This window comes from Pseudomonas sp. ADAK18 (genome assembly GCF_012935695.1).
In the GTDB taxonomy this organism is placed as follows: domain Bacteria; phylum Pseudomonadota; class Gammaproteobacteria; order Pseudomonadales; family Pseudomonadaceae; genus Aquipseudomonas.
In genome coordinates, this window is record NZ_CP052859.1 from 5791350 (window position 1) to 5807970 (window position 16621).

Annotated in this window: 13 protein-coding genes; all 13 read left to right on the forward strand. The window is 61.4% G+C overall.

The annotated features are described in order from the left end of the window. The first annotated feature begins 78 nt into the window (after positions 1-78). The 13 genes from HKK55_RS26275 (at position 79) to HKK55_RS26335 (ending at position 16617) form a co-directional block, all read left to right on the forward strand. Entirely contained in the window at positions 79-324 is a 246-nt protein-coding gene (locus tag HKK55_RS26275; RefSeq protein WP_169357271.1) for a DUF2789 domain-containing protein, read from the forward strand. Between the two features lie 339 nt (positions 325-663). Further along, positions 664-1095, forward strand: coding sequence for a MarR family winged helix-turn-helix transcriptional regulator (locus tag HKK55_RS26280; protein ID WP_169357952.1), 432 nt, complete (start codon positions 664-666; stop codon positions 1093-1095). Next, the gene (locus HKK55_RS26285) at positions 1092-3170 is read left to right on the forward strand and encodes an FUSC family protein (RefSeq protein ID WP_169357272.1); all 2079 of its coding nucleotides are present in this window, start codon (positions 1092-1094) and stop codon (positions 3168-3170) included. Before HKK55_RS26280 ends, HKK55_RS26285 begins: the two co-directional genes overlap by 4 nt. Further along, positions 3167-3376: a DUF1656 domain-containing protein gene (locus tag HKK55_RS26290; protein WP_155586247.1), complete on the forward strand. Its 210-nt coding sequence runs from the start codon at positions 3167-3169 to the stop codon at positions 3374-3376. Before HKK55_RS26285 ends, HKK55_RS26290 begins: the two co-directional genes overlap by 4 nt. Then, on the forward strand, positions 3373-4278 hold the full coding sequence (locus HKK55_RS26295; protein WP_169357273.1) for an efflux RND transporter periplasmic adaptor subunit: 906 nt from the start codon (positions 3373-3375) through the stop codon (positions 4276-4278). Before HKK55_RS26290 ends, HKK55_RS26295 begins: the two co-directional genes overlap by 4 nt. After that, positions 4275-5717: an efflux transporter outer membrane subunit gene (locus tag HKK55_RS26300; RefSeq protein WP_169357274.1), complete on the forward strand. Its 1443-nt coding sequence runs from the start codon at positions 4275-4277 to the stop codon at positions 5715-5717. Before HKK55_RS26295 ends, HKK55_RS26300 begins: the two co-directional genes overlap by 4 nt. A gap of 79 nt (positions 5718-5796) precedes the next feature. Next, positions 5797-6429, forward strand: a complete 633-nt coding sequence (locus HKK55_RS26305) for an NADH:ubiquinone oxidoreductase subunit N (RefSeq protein WP_155586250.1) — start codon at positions 5797-5799, stop codon at positions 6427-6429. Positions 6430-6556: 127 nt separating this feature from the next. Continuing rightward, the gene (locus tag HKK55_RS26310) at positions 6557-8053 is read left to right on the forward strand and encodes a YdgA family protein (protein WP_169357275.1); all 1497 of its coding nucleotides are present in this window, start codon (positions 6557-6559) and stop codon (positions 8051-8053) included. Positions 8054-8323: 270 nt separating this feature from the next. Further along, the gene (gene pgaA, locus HKK55_RS26315) at positions 8324-10801 is read left to right on the forward strand and encodes a poly-beta-1,6 N-acetyl-D-glucosamine export porin PgaA (RefSeq protein WP_169357276.1); all 2478 of its coding nucleotides are present in this window, start codon (positions 8324-8326) and stop codon (positions 10799-10801) included. A 12-nt stretch (positions 10802-10813) separates the two neighbouring features. Continuing rightward, entirely contained in the window at positions 10814-12811 is a 1998-nt protein-coding gene (gene pgaB, locus HKK55_RS26320) for a poly-beta-1,6-N-acetyl-D-glucosamine N-deacetylase PgaB (RefSeq protein ID WP_169357277.1), read from the forward strand. A 3-nt stretch (positions 12812-12814) separates the two neighbouring features. Next, positions 12815-14161 carry a poly-beta-1,6-N-acetyl-D-glucosamine synthase gene (gene pgaC, locus HKK55_RS26325; protein ID WP_169357278.1) on the forward strand — a complete coding sequence of 449 codons (1347 nt, stop codon included), beginning with the start codon at positions 12815-12817 and terminating at the stop codon, positions 14159-14161. After that, entirely contained in the window at positions 14158-14640 is a 483-nt protein-coding gene (pgaD, locus tag HKK55_RS26330; RefSeq protein WP_169357279.1) for a poly-beta-1,6-N-acetyl-D-glucosamine biosynthesis protein PgaD, read from the forward strand. The genes pgaC and pgaD overlap by 4 nt, the downstream gene beginning before the upstream one ends. A gap of 252 nt (positions 14641-14892) precedes the next feature. Next, positions 14893-16617: a ShlB/FhaC/HecB family hemolysin secretion/activation protein gene (locus HKK55_RS26335; protein ID WP_169357280.1), complete on the forward strand. Its 1725-nt coding sequence runs from the start codon at positions 14893-14895 to the stop codon at positions 16615-16617. Positions 16618-16621: the final 4 nt, after the last annotated feature.

Consider the following 16621-nt stretch of genomic DNA (forward strand, 5'->3'; position numbering starts at 1 on the left):
TGCCCGTCTGGCGTGGGTGACCGGTATTGACCGGTGCCTGGGCTAGACTCCAGTGAATCCCTTTATCAGGAACATGTCATGGAATCCCCAATCCACAGCCTGCCTTCGTTGTTCAAGCAACTCGGATTGCCTGACGATCCACAAGGTATTGAGCAATTCATCACGGCACATTCACCGCTTAAGCCGGATTTGAAGCTGGCGGACGCGTTTTTCTGGAGCGACAGCCAGAGGGCGTTTTTGCGGGACGAGATTTTGGAAGATGCGGATTGGGCGGAGGTAGTGGATGAGTTGAATTTGCTGCTGAGGAGCGGGCGCGGGGCGTAAAAAAGCTGCGCGGGGCGAGCTTGCCGATGGTTGTGGCCGCTGCCGAGGCACGAGGCTGCGATGGGTTGCGAAGCGACCCTTGAGGTCGGTCCTACGGACACGCATCGCAGCCTCGTGCCTCGGTAGCGGCTACAACCGGATTCAATCCCACATTGGTTTTGCCGCCCCCTGAAAATCTCCAACGCCTTCGCCCAAACCCGCTTTACTTACCTCACTGCCACCACCCATCCCCAAATTTGTATCAAAACTTGACTGACACGGATCCATCCACCATATTGATAGTTAGCAAACTAACATTGTGCGAATGATCCCGTGTCTCAGACTCTCGAACAACTCCAGATGAACATCAGCAGCAGCATGGTGGTGGGTGCGCGTAACTGGCGCAAAATCTGCCAGACCACGCTGGTGAGCTATGGCATCTCCGAAGCCTGCGCCGTGCCGCTATTGATGATCGGCCGCCTGGGCGACGGTGTGCATCAGGTCAAGGTGGCCCAGGCGTCCGGGATGGAAAGCCCGTCCCTGGTGCGCTTGCTGGACCAGTTGTGCAACGCCGGCTTCGTGTGCCGCACCGAAGACATCCACGACCGCCGTGCCAAGGCCCTGAGCCTGACTGCCCGTGGCCGTGAGCTGGTGCAGGCGGTGGAAGAGCAACTGGTGCGTCTGCGTCGTGAAGTGCTGGCAGACATCGAGGCCGATGATCTGGAGACGGCACTGCGTGTACTGCGTGCCTTCGAAGCCGCCAACCAACACCCTGCGGTCGTGACGCCTTGAACGGATTTTTTTCCGGCATGCCGCCGGCACGAGATTGGTTCTACGGCGTTCGAACATTTGCTGCATCGATGATCGCGTTGTACATCGCCATGTTGATGCAGATGCCGCGCCCGTATTGGGCAATGGCCACGGTGTATATCGTCTCAAGTCCCTTTGTCGGTCCCACCAGTTCCAAGGCGCTGTACCGGGCCGTCGGCACCTTTCTCGGCGCGGCGGCGGCGGTATTTTTTGTACCTATGTTTGTGCAGACCCCATATTTGCTGGTGGTAGTGATTGCGTTGTGGACTGGGATCCTGCTGTTCCTTTCACTCCACCTGCGTACCGCCAACAGCTACGCGCTGATGCTCGCCGGCTACACCTTGCCGCTGATCGCCCTGCCGGTGGTGGATAACCCGCTGGCGGTATGGGACGTGGCCGAGGCGCGTACCGAAGAAATCTTCCTCGGCATCGCCGTGGCGGCGGTGGTCGGCGCGATGTTCTGGCCTCGGCGCCTGGCGCCGGTGTTTGATGATTCGGTCAGCAAGTGGTTTTCCGACGCGCAGGTCTACAGCCAGCGCTTCCTGACCCGCAACGTGCAACCTGAAGAAGTCAGCACCCTGCGCGGCGGTATGGTCGCCACCTTCAACACCCTGGAGTTGATGATCGGGCAACTGCCCCACGAGGGCGCGCGGCCGCAAACGGTACGCAACACCAAAGAGCTGCGTGGGCGGATGATCCACCTGTTGCCGGTGGTGGATGCACTCGACGACGCCTTGTATGCCCTGGAGCGCCGCACGCCAGAGCTGGTCGGAAAGTTTGCGCCGCTTTTGGCCGCCACCGTCGAATGGCTGGAAAACACCCAAAAGGACGCGCCCATCGAACGCTGGCGCGCCCTGCGTGACCAGATCGAAGCCCTGCAACCCGACGCCGAAGCCCTGGATGATCGTCATCAGTTGCTGTTTTCCAATGCCCTCTACCGGCTGGGCGAATGGATCGATTTGTGGCAGGACTGCCGCAGCCTGCAAGCGGCCATCCAGTGCGAAAGCCAGGATAATTGGCGCGCCGTGTACCGCCACTGGCGCCTCGGCCGGCTGACGCCCTTTATTGACCGTGGCCTGATGTTCTATTCGGCGTTTTCCACCGTAACGGCGATTGTAGTCGCCTCGGTGCTGTGGATCCTGCTGGGCTGGACCGATGGCGGCAGCGCCGTGATTTTGGCGGCTGTAGCCTGCAGCTTTTTCGCCTCCATGGATGATCCTGCGCCGCAGATCTACCGGTTCTTTTTCTGGACGGCGATGTCGGTGCTCTTCGCCAGCCTCTATCTGTTTCTGGTACTGCCCAACCTGCACGATTTTCCGATGTTGGTATTGGCCTTCGCCGTACCTTTTATCTGTGTTGGCACCCTGACGGTGCAGCCGCGTTTCTACCTGGGAATGCTGCTGACCCTGGTCAACACCTCATCGTTTATCAGCATCCAGGGCGCCTACGACGCGGACTTCCTGGCCTTCGCCAACTCCAACCTGGCTGGCCCAGTGGGTCTGTTGTTCGCCTTTGTCTGGACCCTGATCGCCCGACCGTTCGGCGCAGAGTTCGCCGCCAAGCGCCTGACCCGTTTCAGCTGGCACGACATCGTCGGCCTCACAGAACCCGCGACCCTGGCCGAACACCGGCAGATGGGAGTACGGATGCTCGACCGCCTGATGCAACACCTGCCACGCCTGGCGATGACCGGGCAAGACACCGGCATCGCGCTGCGCGAAGTGCGGGTAGCGCTGAACCTGCTCGACCTGCTGGCCTACTCTCCGCGCATCCTCGGCGTGCCGCGTGTGCTGCTCAATCAAGTGGTGGAGGGCGTTGGAGGGTACTTCAAGGCCTGCCTGAAGGCTGGCGAACGCTTGCCAGCCCCCGGTGGTCTGCTGATGACCCTGGACCGTACCCGCCGCGCCCTCAACGGCCAGGGTCTGCAAGGTGAAGACGAAACCCGTCTGCACCTGTTGCATGCCCTCAGCGGCTTGCGCCTGGCGTTGTTGCCGGGCGTGGAATTTGTTGGCGGCCCAGAGTTGGACGCGCCGCTACCCGATGGAGCGCCTTTATGATCGGTGATCTGGATGTCAGCGGGGTGTTCCTGCCCACGCTGCTGGTGCTGATGGGCATTACGTATGTGTTGTATCTGGTGGTGCATGGGTTGTTGACGCGCTTCCACTTCTATCGCCTGGTCTGGCACCGGGCATTGTTCAATGTGGGTCTCTACGCTCTGTTGCTGGGCGCAGTGGACTCACTCAGTCGATACCTGATGACATGAAAAAACCTTTTTTGACCATCGGCCGTGTAGTCCTGACGTTGTTGGTGGTGAGTTTCGCCTGCGTCGTGGTCTGGCGCATGGTGATGTACTACATGTTTGCGCCCTGGACCCGTGACGGCCACATCCGTGCCGACATCGTGCAGATCGCCCCGGACGTGTCCGGGTTGATCCAGCAAGTGGACGTGCGCGACAACCAGTTGGTGGTGCGCGGCCAAGTACTGTTCTCCGTCGACCAGGACCGCTTCAAACTGGCCCTGCGCCAGGCCCAGGCAGCCGTCGCCGACCGTCAGGAAACCCTGGCTCAGGCCCAACGTGAAGCCAAGCGTAACCGTGGCTTGGGCAACCTGGTGGCCAGCGAACAACTGGAAGAAAGCCAATCGCGCGTGGCCCGTGCCCAATCGGCGTTGGCCGAAGCACAGGTGACGGTGGACAGCGCCCAGCTCAACCTTGATCGCTCGGTGATCCGCAGCCCGGTGGACGGCTACGTCAACGACCGTGCGCCCCGCGTGCAAGAGTTCGTCACCGCTGGTCGCCCGGTGTTGTCGGTGGTGGACAGCAACTCCTTCCATATCGACGGCTATTTCGAAGAGACCAAGCTGGACGGTATTCACGTCGGGCAGAGCGTCGACATCCGTGTGATCGGCGACAGTGCTCGCCTGCGTGGCCATGTGCAGAGCATCGTCGCCGGTATCGAAGACCGCGACCGCAGCAGCGGCTCGAACCTGTTGCCCAACGTCAACCCGGCGTTCAGTTGGGTACGCTTGGCCCAGCGGATCCCGGTGCGGATCGCTTTTGATGATGTGCCGCAAGACTTCCGCATGATCGCCGGGCGTACCGCCACGGTGTCGATCATCGGTGACCAGGCCAAACCCGCCGAACAACAGCCAGGAGCCAAGCCATGAAGCAGCTTCTGACAACCGCCGGGCTGGGGTTGTTATTGTCGGCCTGCCAGGTGGTCGGACCGGATTATCATCTGCCGGACCAGGCCGCCGTGCACCGTGCAGACCTGCAAGGACAACTGACGGGGCAGGGCAGCAATGTCGTGTCGGCGCCGGTGCCTGCCGACTGGTGGAAGCTCTACCAGGACCCACGCCTGGATGAACTGGTGCGTCAGGCCATGGCCTCCAACACCGATCTTCGGGTGGCTGCGGCCAACCTGCAGCGGGCGCGCTATCAGGTGCAGCAAGCCGAGTCCGCTGGCGGTTTGAGCGGCGGGGCCAAGGCCGGTGTTCAACGTTTGCAAGAGTCTGGCGAGGCTTATCTGCTGCCGGAAAAAGTGCCGGTGACCAATGTGGGTGATGTGGGTATCACTACGTCCTATCAATTCGACTTGTTCGGCACCTTGCAGCGCGGCATTGAAGGCGCCCAAGCCAGTGCCGATGCGACCCAGGCGGCCGCCGATATCGCTCGCATTACCCTGGTGGCCGATGTGGTGCGCTCCTACACCCAGGTCTGCGCGGCCAACGAGGAGCGGGAAATCGCCCAGCACTCCCTGGATCTGCAAGGTGAAAGCACCCGTTTGACCCAGCGTTTGCGGGATGCGGGGCGTGGTGACGAAACCCAGGTAACCCGTTCGCAAACCCAATTCAAATCCTTGCGCGCCGACCTGCCGCGTTATGAAGCCGCGCGCCAGGCCGGGTTGTTCCGCTTGTCGATGTTACTGGCCAAGCCTGTCGATCAACTGCCTGCCGGCACCCGTGATTGCGCCGAGTTACCGCGCGTCGCCCAACTGCTGCCGGTGGGCGATGGCGCCGCGCTGCTCAAGCGTCGCCCGGATGTGCGTCAGGCCGAGCGTCAGTTGGCGGCGGCGACCGCCAGCATTGGCGTGGCCACGGGGGCGTTGTACCCGGATATCAGCATCGGTGCGACGGTGGCCACCATTGGCGCCCTCGATCACCTCAGCCAGCCCCAGACCAACCGTTGGGGGTTCGGCCCGTTGATCAGTTGGTCGGTACCGACCAACGGTTCCCGCGCTCGCATTCATGAAGCGGAGGCCGCGACCCAGGGCGCTTTGGCGCACTTCGACGGGGTGGTGCTCAACGCCATCCGCGAAACCCAGACCGGCCTGGCGCAATACACCGCGCAATTGGAGCGCCGTGATGCCCTGGCCGATGCCGAGCAGTCGGCGCAACAGGCTGCAGACCAGACGCATCGCTTCTTCCAGGCGGGTCGCGCGTCCTTCCTGGCCGACCTGCAAGCCACCCGCACCTACACCGACGTGCGCGCGCAATTGGCCGCCGCCAACACCCAGGTTGCCATGAGCCAGATCGATTTGTTCCTGGCGTTGGGCGGCGGTTGGGAAAGTGGACGAACGCAAGGTACACAAGCCAGCAAACCCTGAGCGGGTTGCTATGCTTTGACAGGTGGGCACCTGATGGCCCACCTGTCACTGCTCGCGTTTGCTCATGGGGATTCCAATAATGAAAAACCCTTATGCTCCCGCTTTCTGGTGCGTGTTCTTCGCACTGGTGCTGCTATCGGCGACCTACTTCTACGGCATCATGCTTGCTCATCAAATCGACAAGGCCATGGTGTTCCTCGACAGCGCCAGCGCGCTGATTGCCGTGCTGTCCATTGGTGTGGTGGCCTGGGCCTCCTACCAGGGCCAGCGCATCAAGCGAAAACTGCTCGAACAAGGCAAGACGCGGGTGGCCATCTGGGACACTAAAGTCGCTCTGCGCCGGGTCGAGACCGTCTTCGACCGCTATTTCTGGGGCAGCTATTGGCAGCCTGGCCGTACCTTCCAGGAAGTCATGGGCGAACTCACCGGCACGCCCCTGGAAAAAAGCCTCGAAGCCCTGAAGAAACAATGCGTGGCGCTGGACCAGCAGGTCGCCGACGGCCGTCACTGGCTCAATAACGCGCGGGAACTGTCCGATGTCGCCACGGCCATGGCTCGGGAACGCTACCAGCTGGATTTTTGCGATCCCAAGGCGGATACGCCGAGCAACGCGGTGATTCACCGGGAGTTCGAGGTGCTGGTGTATACGTGGACGGCGCGGCTGAAGAGCTTTGACCATCAACTGGACGAGATCGAGACGGAGTATTCCTGAGGGGCCTACCGCTATGATTGGGTGCCTATGCTAATCTTCCTCGGATTTTCGGCGGGCTTGAGCCGACACCCTTTGGGTGTTCAGGGAAGACAGCCCACATCCACATAGGATTTGATCAGGTCACTACATGAATAAGCCAGCAGTTGTTCTTTTGGGTTTTGTTGTTGCGGTCGGCGTCGTCAGCGCCGGTGGCGCTTGGTTCACCGGTAAGCAATTGGAGCCGGTACTGCAAACCGCGATCCAGAATGCCAACAAGGAACTGCAGACTTCCATGGCTGGCGTCGACGGCACGGTGACCCTCGAGCTGGTGTCCCTGGATCGCCAGTTGTTCAGCAGCACCGCCCACTACCGCGTCAAGGCGCAAGGCTCGGTGTTCGGCGAAGACCACAAAGATTCCGAACTGCTGTTCGTCGACCACATCGAGCACGGCCCGCTGCCGTTCTCCCGCCTGGTGTCGCTGAAATGGCTGCCGGTCATGGCCACCAGTCACTTCGAGATTGAGAAAAACGCCACCACCGAAAAATGGTTCGCCGCCACCAAAGACGTGACGCCGCTCAAGGGCGTGACCAATATCGGCTACAGCCGCTCGGTAGACGGCAACGTTGAACTGCTGCCTCTGGAAATCAAGACCGACACGTCCTCGGTGAACTTCTCCGGCGGCGCCCTGCTTTTCACCAGCACCGCCGACGCCCAGAAGGTCAAGGCCAGCGGTTACATGGACTCCCTCAAAGTTTCGCTGGTCGATGCCAACGGCGCGCCGTTCCAGGCCGAGCTGAACGGGCTGACCGTGGCCAGCAACCTGGTCAAGAGCCCCTTCGGTTTCTACACCGGCCAGAACACTATCGAGCTGACCAACACCAAGGCCACCTTCGGCCCGCAGCAAGCCGTGCTGACCCTCAAGGGCTTCGAGCAGAAAGACAGCAGCGAGACCAAGGACAACAACCTGTCCGGCCGCGTGGACTACAAGATCGACGAGATCGGTTACCAGGGTAAGCCCGTGGGCTCGGCGGCCATGGCCGCGAGCATGAAGAACGTCGATATCCCGGCCATGCTGGTGTTGACCAAGCTTTACCAGGACAAGATGCAGCCGGTGCAGGCTGCGTCCGCTGCCGGGCAACCGATCCCGGAACTGCAACTGACCGAAGCCGAGCAAGCGCTGGCCCAGGCCAATGTCGACCAACTGCTGGACGCCAAGCCGCAAGTGGCGGTGGAAAACCTGTCGCTCAAGACCACCAATGGCGAAAGCCGCTTCAACCTGCTGGTGGACATGACCAAACCGTCGACCATGGAGTTGCCACCGGTTGAACTGGGCAAGCAGATCATCTCGCTGCTGGACGCCAACCTGACCCTGTCCAAGCCGATGCTTGCCGACGTAGCGGGTCTGCAAGCGCAGGCCGGCGGCGTAACCGACCCGAAAGCCATTGAGCAGCAATCCCAGATGGCCAGTGAAATGATCAGCAACATGGCGGTCGGCACCCAACTGGCGACCGTGGTCGGCACCGACATAGTGTCCAAGCTGAACTACGCCAACAATGAAGTGACTTTCAACGGCCAGAAAATGACCGTCGAGCAGTTCATTGGCGGCGTGCTCGGTAAGTTGGGCGCGGTGAGCGGGGCTCAGTAAGCAACTCGGTAGAACACTGTAGAACCCTTGTGGGAGCGGCATTTCGGCAATTCGGCGTGCCCGTTTCCACCTTGAATATGCGCAACTTTTAAGCCCTTTATTCTTGTAGGGCAATTCTGAATAAATGTTTGGAATTGCCCTTTTTTGTACCCCTCTCAAGGATATTGCGCCGCAGGAAAGCTTGGCCGGGTCATCAGACGCCGGCGGCCTGATGTGTGTTTGACAGGTGAACCTATCGCTATAGCTTTCCGTGTTAGGGAAGCTGACGAAATGCTGCAACACTCACATCCTCCTACCGACAGTCGATTGCGCCTGTTTATCCGCGCCGCCCTGTGCAGCCAACTGCTGCTGCCAGCGCTGGCCTTGGCCGATCCTGCCTACGACTCCCTGATCCATCAGGCACGCACCGGTAACTATGCGCCGGCGCTCAACCTGCTGCGTCAATTGCCCGCCGAGCGCCAGACGCCGGGGCAGATCAGCGATCACCTGCTGATCGCCAGTTGGGCCCATCAAGACGCCGAAGTGCTGAAGGTCTACGAGGCCCAGGGGCGCAACCGCACCCTGACCACTCAAGCGCTCGCCACCGTCGCCCGTACCTATCGTAACCAACAGCGCTGGGAGCCGGCAGTGGGGGTCTATCGCCAGGCGTTGGTGCGCGAACCGAACAACGCGGACCTGCAATTGGGCCTGGCCCTGACCCTGGCCGATGCCGGCCAGACCGCCGAAGCCGTGCAGCGCGCTCGAGCCCTGGTGACCGCCAAGCCTGACGACGCGGACCGGCGCATGGCGTTGGGTTACGCCCTGACCCGTGCTGGCTCGACCTTTGATGCCCTGTTTGAATTCGACCAGGCCTTTATCCGCGCCGGCAACAAGCCCGACGTTGCTCGCGAGTACGTCGTCGCTCTGCAACGCGCTCGTATGCCGGAGCCGGCCTTGCGCCTGGCCGCCCAGCGTCCTGGCCTGCTGGACCCGGTCACCCAGCGCCGCCTGGAAGGCGACCTTGCTGCCGAGCGCGTGCGCCTGGCCGAGTTTGCCTCCCGCACGGAGCAAGAGCGCTACGTCATCGCCGACCGTGCCCTGAAGGACTACAACCAGTTGCTCGCCACCTGGACCCCGGACGCCAGTGCCCATGACGACGTAGTGCGCTGGCGCATCGACCGTCTTGGCGCGCTCAAGGCCCGTGCGCGCACCGCCGAACTGATCTACGACTATGAAACCCTCAAGAGCGAAGGTGTGCAGTTGCCGACCTACGCCCTGCGTTGGGTCGCCGCCGCTTACCTCGACCAACGCCAGCCGGAAAAAGCCGCGCCGCTGTACCGCCAAGCGCTGGCCGCGCCAGATGCCGATGGCAGCGATCGCGTTGAAGACAGCACCGCGCTGTTCTACGCCCTGCTGGAAAACGATCAGGTGAGCGAGGCACGCGAGGTCGCCAATAAACTGGCGAGCACTCAACCCGCCCGGGTCGAACTCAAGGGCCTGCCGATCGGCAACCCTAACGATGCATGGATGGACGCCCAACAACTGGCGGCCCAGGCCGGCACCTATGGCGCTGACCTGCCGTCCAGCGAAAAAGGCCTGGAGGCCTTGGTGCAACAGGCTCCTGGCAACGTTGGCCTGCGCCTGGCCCAGGCCGACATGTACCGCGCCCGGGACTGGCCGCGCCGCGCCGAAAATAGCCTCAAGGAAACCGAAAGCCAGGCACCGCGTGACATCGGCCTGGAAGTCTCCCAAGGCCACACCGCCCTGGACTTGCAGGAGTGGCGCCAGCTCGATGCGCTCACCGATGACGTCGTCGCTCGTGCTCCGGACAACCGTCAGGCGCAGCGCCTCAGTCGCCTGCGGGATGTGCATGACATGGCCGAATTGCGCGTCGAAGCCTACACCGGCAAAAGCTACGGTGGTGGCAGCAGCGGCGCCGGTGCGGTAGCCGGTAGTCGCGACTTTGGTATCGAAACCCTGCTCTACAGCCCGCCGATCGACGAAGACTGGCGGGTATTCGGTGGCGTCGGTTACGCCACCGCCGACTTCCAGGAAGGCACCGGTCAACACCGCTGGCAGCGCCTGGGTGTGGAGCGGCGTACTCGTGACATGACGCTGGAAGCTGAAGTCTCCAACCACTCTTATGGCTTCGGTTCCAAACAGGGCGCGCGCATCGCACTGGCCCGGGATATCGACGATCACTGGCAGTACGGCGGTAGCCTCGACTACCTCTCGGCCAGCACCCCGCTGCGGGCCTTGAACGCCGACATCACTGCTAACGGCGGCAGCGGTTTTATCCGCTGGCGCGCCAATGAAAGCCGCGAATGGAAACTGGCCCTGAGCTCGTCCCATTTCAGCGACGGCAACAACCGCGTCGAAGCCTTGCTCACCGGTCGTGAGGGTGTGTACAGCACGCCGAAAGTGCAAGTCGACCTCGGCCTGGAAGTCGGTACCAGCCGCAACAGCAAGGAAGACACGCCGTACTTCAACCCGCGTTCGGACTTCAGCGTATTGCCCACGGTGAACGTCAATCATGTGCTCTATCACCGCTACGAGACTCAGTGGAGTCAGCAGTTCCAGGTGGGTGCGGGTACTTACAGCCAGCGGGATTACTCCACCGGTGGCGTCGGGTTGATCGGCTACGGCCAGCGTTTTCGCTGGAACGACGTGCTGGAAACCGGCGCCAACCTGAGCTGGATCAGCCGACCTTATGACGGTGAGCGCGAAAGCGATCTGCGCCTGATCGTCGACCTCACTTACCGCTTCTAGAAGAGTCCGATCATGCCTGTCCTTTCCCGATGCCTGCTGGCCCTGGGGTTACTGCTGAGCAGCGCTTGCGCCCAGCAACCCGCGCCTTTCACTCCACCCGCCGAGCGGCTCAAACCCGCTAACGAAGCGCCGTGGCCGAAAAACCATTTCCTGGGCATTGCCTACCATGACGTCGAGGATCGTGACCCCGACCAGGCGGTGGTGGCGGTGCGTACCGAACGCTTGATCGAGCAGTTGTCGTGGCTGCGGGAGAACGGCTACCAGCCGGTTTCCGTCGACCAGATCCTGGCGGCGCGCAGTGGCGGCCCCGAGCTTCCGGCCAAAGCCATCATGCTCAGCTTCGATGACGGCTACTCCAGCTTCTATACCCGCGTCATGCCGATCCTGCGGGCCTACAACTGGCACGCGCTGCTGGCGCCTGTGGGCAGTTGGGTTGATACGCCGCTGAACCAGCCGGTGGATTTCGCCGGCACACCGCGCCCGCGTTCCGAGTTCCTCACCTGGCAGCAAGTGCGTGAAGTGTCTCAATCCGGTCTGGTGGAAATCGCCGCGCACACTGACGCCAACCACAAAGGCGTGTTGGCCAACCCGCAGGGCAACCTGCAGCCGGCCGCCACCACCCGTCGCTTTGATCCCGCCACTGGCCGCTACGAAACCGAAGCGCAGTTCCAGGCGCGGATGCGTACCGACGTCTCTGCCATCTCCAACAAAATTCGCGCTGTGACCGGCAAGGCGCCGCGTGTGTGGGTGTGGCCATACGGCGCTGCCGACGGCACCTCGCTGGCGGTGGTGGGCGAGAACGGCTACCAGATGGCCCTGACCCTGGAAGACGGCCTCGATAGCCTCGGCAACCTGATGAGCAGCCCGCGATTCCTGGTGGCTTCAGATCCGGACGGCGAGCACTTCGCCAACAGCATTGTGGCTGCCCAGACCCTGCCGCCGCAGCGAGTGCTGCATGTGGACCTGGACAACGTCTACGACCCTGACCCGGCCCAACAGGTGCGCAACCTCGACCAACTGATACAGCGCGTGGTGGACATGGGCGCGAGCACCGTCTTCCTGCAAGCCTTCGCCGACCCGAAGGGCGATGGTCTGGTGCATTCGCTGTACTTCCCCAACCGCCATTTGCCGGTGCGCGCCGACCTGTTCAACCGCGTCACCTGGCAACTACGCACCCGGGCTCACGTCAACGTGTTCGCCTGGATGCCGGTGCTCAGTTTCGCCCTCGATTCGAAGCTGCCCCGCGTCACCCGTTGGGACCCGGAGACTGGCAAGGTGGCGGTCGACCCAGGCCAGTACCAGCGCCTGTCGCCGTTTGACCCGAAGGTGCGCCAGATCATTGGCGAGATCTACGAAGACCTGGCCCGCACCAGTGCCATCGACGGCGTGCTGTTCCACGATGATGCGGTGTTCTCGGACTTCGAAGACGCCAGCCCGGAAGCGCTCAAGGCATACGCCGCCAGCGGCCTGCCGGATAACATCGCCGCCCTGCGCGCCGACCCTGCCGTGATGCAGCGTTGGACCCGCTTCAAGAGCCGCTACCTGATCGACTTCACCCATGAGCTGACCGCCAAGGTTCGCAAATTGCGGGGGCCGCAGGTGCAGACCGCACGCAATATCTTCGCCGAGCCGATGCTCAACCCGGGCAGCGAAGCCTGGTTCGCGCAGAACCTCGACGACTTCCTCACCAGCTACGACTGGACGGCGCCCATGGCCATGCCGCTGATGGAGGGCCAAAGCCTCAAGGACTCCAACGCCTGGCTGGAAAAACTCGTGGCCACCGTCAAGGCCCGTCCCGGCGCCTTGCAACGCACGGTCTTCGAGCTGCAAGGCAAGGACTGGCGCACCTCGGCCGCTCCCGATATTTCCGGTGCGCAAATGGCTGAGTGGATGGGTGTGCTCAAGCGTCAGGGTGTCACCAGTTTTGGCTACTACCCCGACAACTTCCTGGAGAATTCGCCGGATCTGAAAACCGTGCGTCCGGCCCTTTCCAACCAATGGAATCCTTGACTCATGTTTGACAGAATTCTTGCTCTTCTCGTCTTGTCATTAGTATTGGGTGTGCCCCTGGGCCTGATCTTTCTGGTCACCGGGCAATTCCTGATGGACTTTGTGTTTTTCTATCCGCTGTTCATGTCCGGATTGTGGATCGCCGGCGGCCTGTATTTCTGGCTGCACTGGGAGCGCCACTGGCCCTGGGACGAAGACACCCCGGCGCCGGCCCTGGCGGGTAACCCGCTGATCTCGATCCTGATCCCTTGCTACAACGAAGGTGAAAACGCCACTGAGACCATTGGCGCGGCGCTGGCTCAGAACTATCGCAACATCGAAGTGATCGCCATCAACGACGGTTCCAGCGACAACACGGCTGCGGTGCTTGATGCCCTGGCGTTGAAGGAGCCACGCCTGCGGGTGCTGCACCTGGCACAAAACCAGGGCAAGGCCGTGGCTTTGCGTATGGGCGCGGTGGCGGCCCACAGTGAGTACTTGGTGTGCATTGACGGTGATGCTTTGCTCGACCGCAATGCCGCGGCCTATCTGGTGGCGCCGATGCTCGACAACCCTCGTTTGGGTGCGGTCACCGGTAACCCACGGATTCGCACACGCTCGACCTTGATCGGTCGGGTGCAGGTGGGTGAGTTCTCCTCGATCATCGGTTTGATCAAGCGTACCCAGCGGGTGTTCGGGCGGATCTTTACCGTCTCCGGCGTGGTCGTTGCCTTCCGTCGTGCGGCCCTGGACCGGGTCGACTACTGGAGCACCGACATGATCACCGAAGACATCGACGTCAGTTGGAAGCTGCAACTGGACCACTGGAGCATCTTCTACGAGCCTCGTGCGCTGTGCTGGATCCTTATGCCAGAAACCCTCGGTGGCATCTGGAAGCAGCGCCTGCGCTGGGCCCAGGGTGGCGCCGAAGTGCTGTTCAAAAATATTCGCGGCATCTGGCAATGGCGCCATCGTTATCTGTGGCCACTGTTGTTCGAGTACTGCTTGTCCACCGGCTGGGCCTTCACCTTCTTGCTGTCGGTGATCTTCTGGGCCGTGGGCAAGTTCGTCACGCTGCCTGCCGCCATCGCCGTTGAGACGTTGATGCCACCGGCTTTCACCGGGCTGCTGCTGGCGGTGGTGTGCCTGGTGCAGTTTGCGGTGAGCATCATGATCGACCGGCGTTATGAACGGGACCTGTGGAAAACCCTGTTCTGGACCATCTGGTACCCGCTGGTGTTCTGGCTGGTCAGCCTGTTCACCACCTTGGTCAGCTTTCCCAAAGTGCTGTTCCGCCAACACCAGAAACGCGCGCGCTGGGTCAGCCCGGACCGCGGAATCAAAGCCCCCGGCAAGGAAATGAACCCATGAACCTGATCCGAACCCCACAGCGGCCTGTGATGCAGGCCATCGACATTTTGCTGACCCTGATGGCCTGGACCGGATTGATTGTCTTGTTGGTGCGCGGCCTGGTGCCGATGCTCGACAGCCATGGCGGCCCACGCATTGACGCACCGATTTTTGCCGCGCTGGATACCTTGCAGATTTACCTGTGGATCGCGGCGTTCAACGCGGTGTTGTTGATCAGTTGGGCGCGTTACCAGCAACACCGCGGTAAGCGTTTTGCTCAGCGCCGCTCCAAGGCCAAGGTGTTGAGCGACGAGGGTTTGAGTGAGAGTTTCAGCTTGGCTGAGGGCGATCTTGAACAACTGCGCCGGCCGGGCGTGTTGGTGATTCATAACGACCACGAGGGCGGTGTGCAGGCGGTGAAGGCCCATGTGTCGCGGGATGTTGAGCGTCAGGGTTTGAAGTTGGTGACAGGGCAGGATCGGACCAAGGACGTGGGGTAAACCACGGCGGTATTCCCACGCGGGGCGTGGGAATGTTTTGTTCAGACATAGTCGAGATTTGTATCAAAACTAATACCGTTTGTCGGAATAAAAATTCTAAATAGAAGCTGTTACAACATGTTCGTAATGTTTAGCTTTTTATAATCAACAAGTTACATATCAATTAAGACTGATCTGAAAAATAAGCCAGAATCTTGGCCTGCCCGGGCTTCGATGTTAGTTTGCCATCCTTTGTAATTCGACGGATCGAACATGTCTTTTCTTGTGCCACGGACTCGGCTGCTGCTGGGCGTCTGCCTACTGACTTGCTTCGCGCTGAACAGCGCGGCGGCCGCACCCACGCCTGGCGATCAGGACCTGATCCGTGACCGGCAAAACCGCCTGCTGGAAGAACAGCAACGGCGTCTTGAAGAGCTCAAGGACCTGCCCGGCAAAGAGGCAAAACCCGTGGCCCCCACCGCTCCGGTGGACACCCGTTGCTTCCCCATCAAAGACATCGAGCTCAAGGGCGCCGACAGCCTGTCCGCACCCGACCGCGAGCGCCTGCTCAAGCCTTATATCGGCCAGTGCCTGGGCGTGTCCCAGCTCAATGAATTGCTCAAGACCATTACCGACTACTACATCGACAAAGGCCTGGTCACCAGCCGGGCTTACTTGCCGCAACAGGACCTGTCCAAGGGTCATCTGCAAGTATTAGTGGTGGAAGGCAAACTTGAAGGCTTGAAAGGCGCCGACAACAGCAAACTCTCGGACCGCGAACTGGCCATGGCCTTTCCCGGCAAAAACGGTGACTTGCTGAACCTGCGAGAAATCGAGCAGGCCATTGATCAGCTCAACCGTTTGCCCTCCAACCAGGCACAAATGGAACTCGCGCCGGGCGATGCCGTTGGCGGCAGTTCGGTGCTGGTGAAAAACAACCCCCAGAAGCCTTGGCGTGCCAGCCTGTCGCGCAATAACGACGGCCAAAAAAGCACGGGCGAGCAGCAGTGGGGCACCGGATTTGAATGGGACAGCCCATTGGGCCTGGCCGATCAACTGATTCTGCGCGGCGGCCACGACGCCATCAGTGACCACCAGAAAACCTCGAAAAACGCGATGCTTTACTACAACGTGCCCTGGGGCTGGTGGAACTTCAGCTACAGCTACAACCAGAGCGATTACCGCTCGGTTGCCCAGGCCGACACCTACAACTTCAAGCAAAGCGGCGACAGCCAGAACCACCAACTGCGCGCCGAACGTGTGATCCACCGCGACGCTGTAAGTAAGACCTCGGTTAACGTCGGCCTATCCCACCTGCGCACCAACAACTACATCGAAGACAGCCGTCTGGACGTCAGCAGCAATCGCTTGAGCGAACTGCAACTGGGCATCAACCACGGGCGACGGATCGGCAGTGCCTTCGTCAACATCGACCTCGGTGTGCAGAACGGCATAGGTGCCTTCGATGCCCAGCGCAACGATCAGCAGCGCGACCAGCGTGGCAACCTCACCCCCACCCCGGACTACCGCAAATACACCGCGACCGTCAGCTATTTGCAGCCGTTCACGTTGTGGGGCGAGTCCTTCAGCTTTACCAGCCTGGCCACCGGGCAGCGCAGTGAAGACGTGCTGTTCAGCCCTCAGCGCATGAGCCTGGGTGGTTCGTCGTCGATACGCGGTTTCAAGGACCAGCAACTGACCGGCGACAGCGGCGGCTACTGGCGCAACGACCTGCGCTGGGCGCGCCCGGTGACCTGGGATTGGATGCGTCCGGTTTTTGCCGAATACGGTGCCAGTGTCGGTTACGACCAGGGTGTGATTCGCAATGACCGCTACAACGGGGAAGTGCACGGCCGGGTGTCGAGCAACTCGCTGGAGCTATTTGCCCGCGGCAAATACGTCAGCACCAGCGTGACCTTTGCCCATTCCCTGGAACGACCGGCAGTGCTGACCGAGCGCGAAGCGCCGATCTACTTCCGCATGGATTTCTTCCTGTAATTCA

Coding starts and splice junctions, on each gene's coding strand:
- HKK55_RS26275 (WP_169357271.1), top strand. CDS start 79: ATGGAATCCCCAATCCACAGCCTGCCTTCGTTGTTCAAGCAACTCGGA.
- HKK55_RS26280 (WP_169357952.1), top strand. CDS start 664: ATGAACATCAGCAGCAGCATGGTGGTGGGTGCGCGTAACTGGCGCAAA.
- HKK55_RS26290 (WP_155586247.1), top strand. CDS start 3,167: ATGATCGGTGATCTGGATGTCAGCGGGGTGTTCCTGCCCACGCTGCTG.
- HKK55_RS26295 (WP_169357273.1), top strand. CDS start 3,373: ATGAAAAAACCTTTTTTGACCATCGGCCGTGTAGTCCTGACGTTGTTG.
- HKK55_RS26300 (WP_169357274.1), top strand. CDS start 4,275: ATGAAGCAGCTTCTGACAACCGCCGGGCTGGGGTTGTTATTGTCGGCC.
- HKK55_RS26305 (WP_155586250.1), top strand. CDS start 5,797: ATGAAAAACCCTTATGCTCCCGCTTTCTGGTGCGTGTTCTTCGCACTG.
- HKK55_RS26310 (WP_169357275.1), top strand. CDS start 6,557: ATGAATAAGCCAGCAGTTGTTCTTTTGGGTTTTGTTGTTGCGGTCGGC.
- pgaA (WP_169357276.1), top strand. CDS start 8,324: ATGCTGCAACACTCACATCCTCCTACCGACAGTCGATTGCGCCTGTTT.
- pgaB (WP_169357277.1), top strand. CDS start 10,814: ATGCCTGTCCTTTCCCGATGCCTGCTGGCCCTGGGGTTACTGCTGAGC.
- pgaC (WP_169357278.1), top strand. CDS start 12,815: ATGTTTGACAGAATTCTTGCTCTTCTCGTCTTGTCATTAGTATTGGGT.
- pgaD (WP_169357279.1), top strand. CDS start 14,158: ATGAACCTGATCCGAACCCCACAGCGGCCTGTGATGCAGGCCATCGAC.
- HKK55_RS26335 (WP_169357280.1), top strand. CDS start 14,893: ATGTCTTTTCTTGTGCCACGGACTCGGCTGCTGCTGGGCGTCTGCCTA.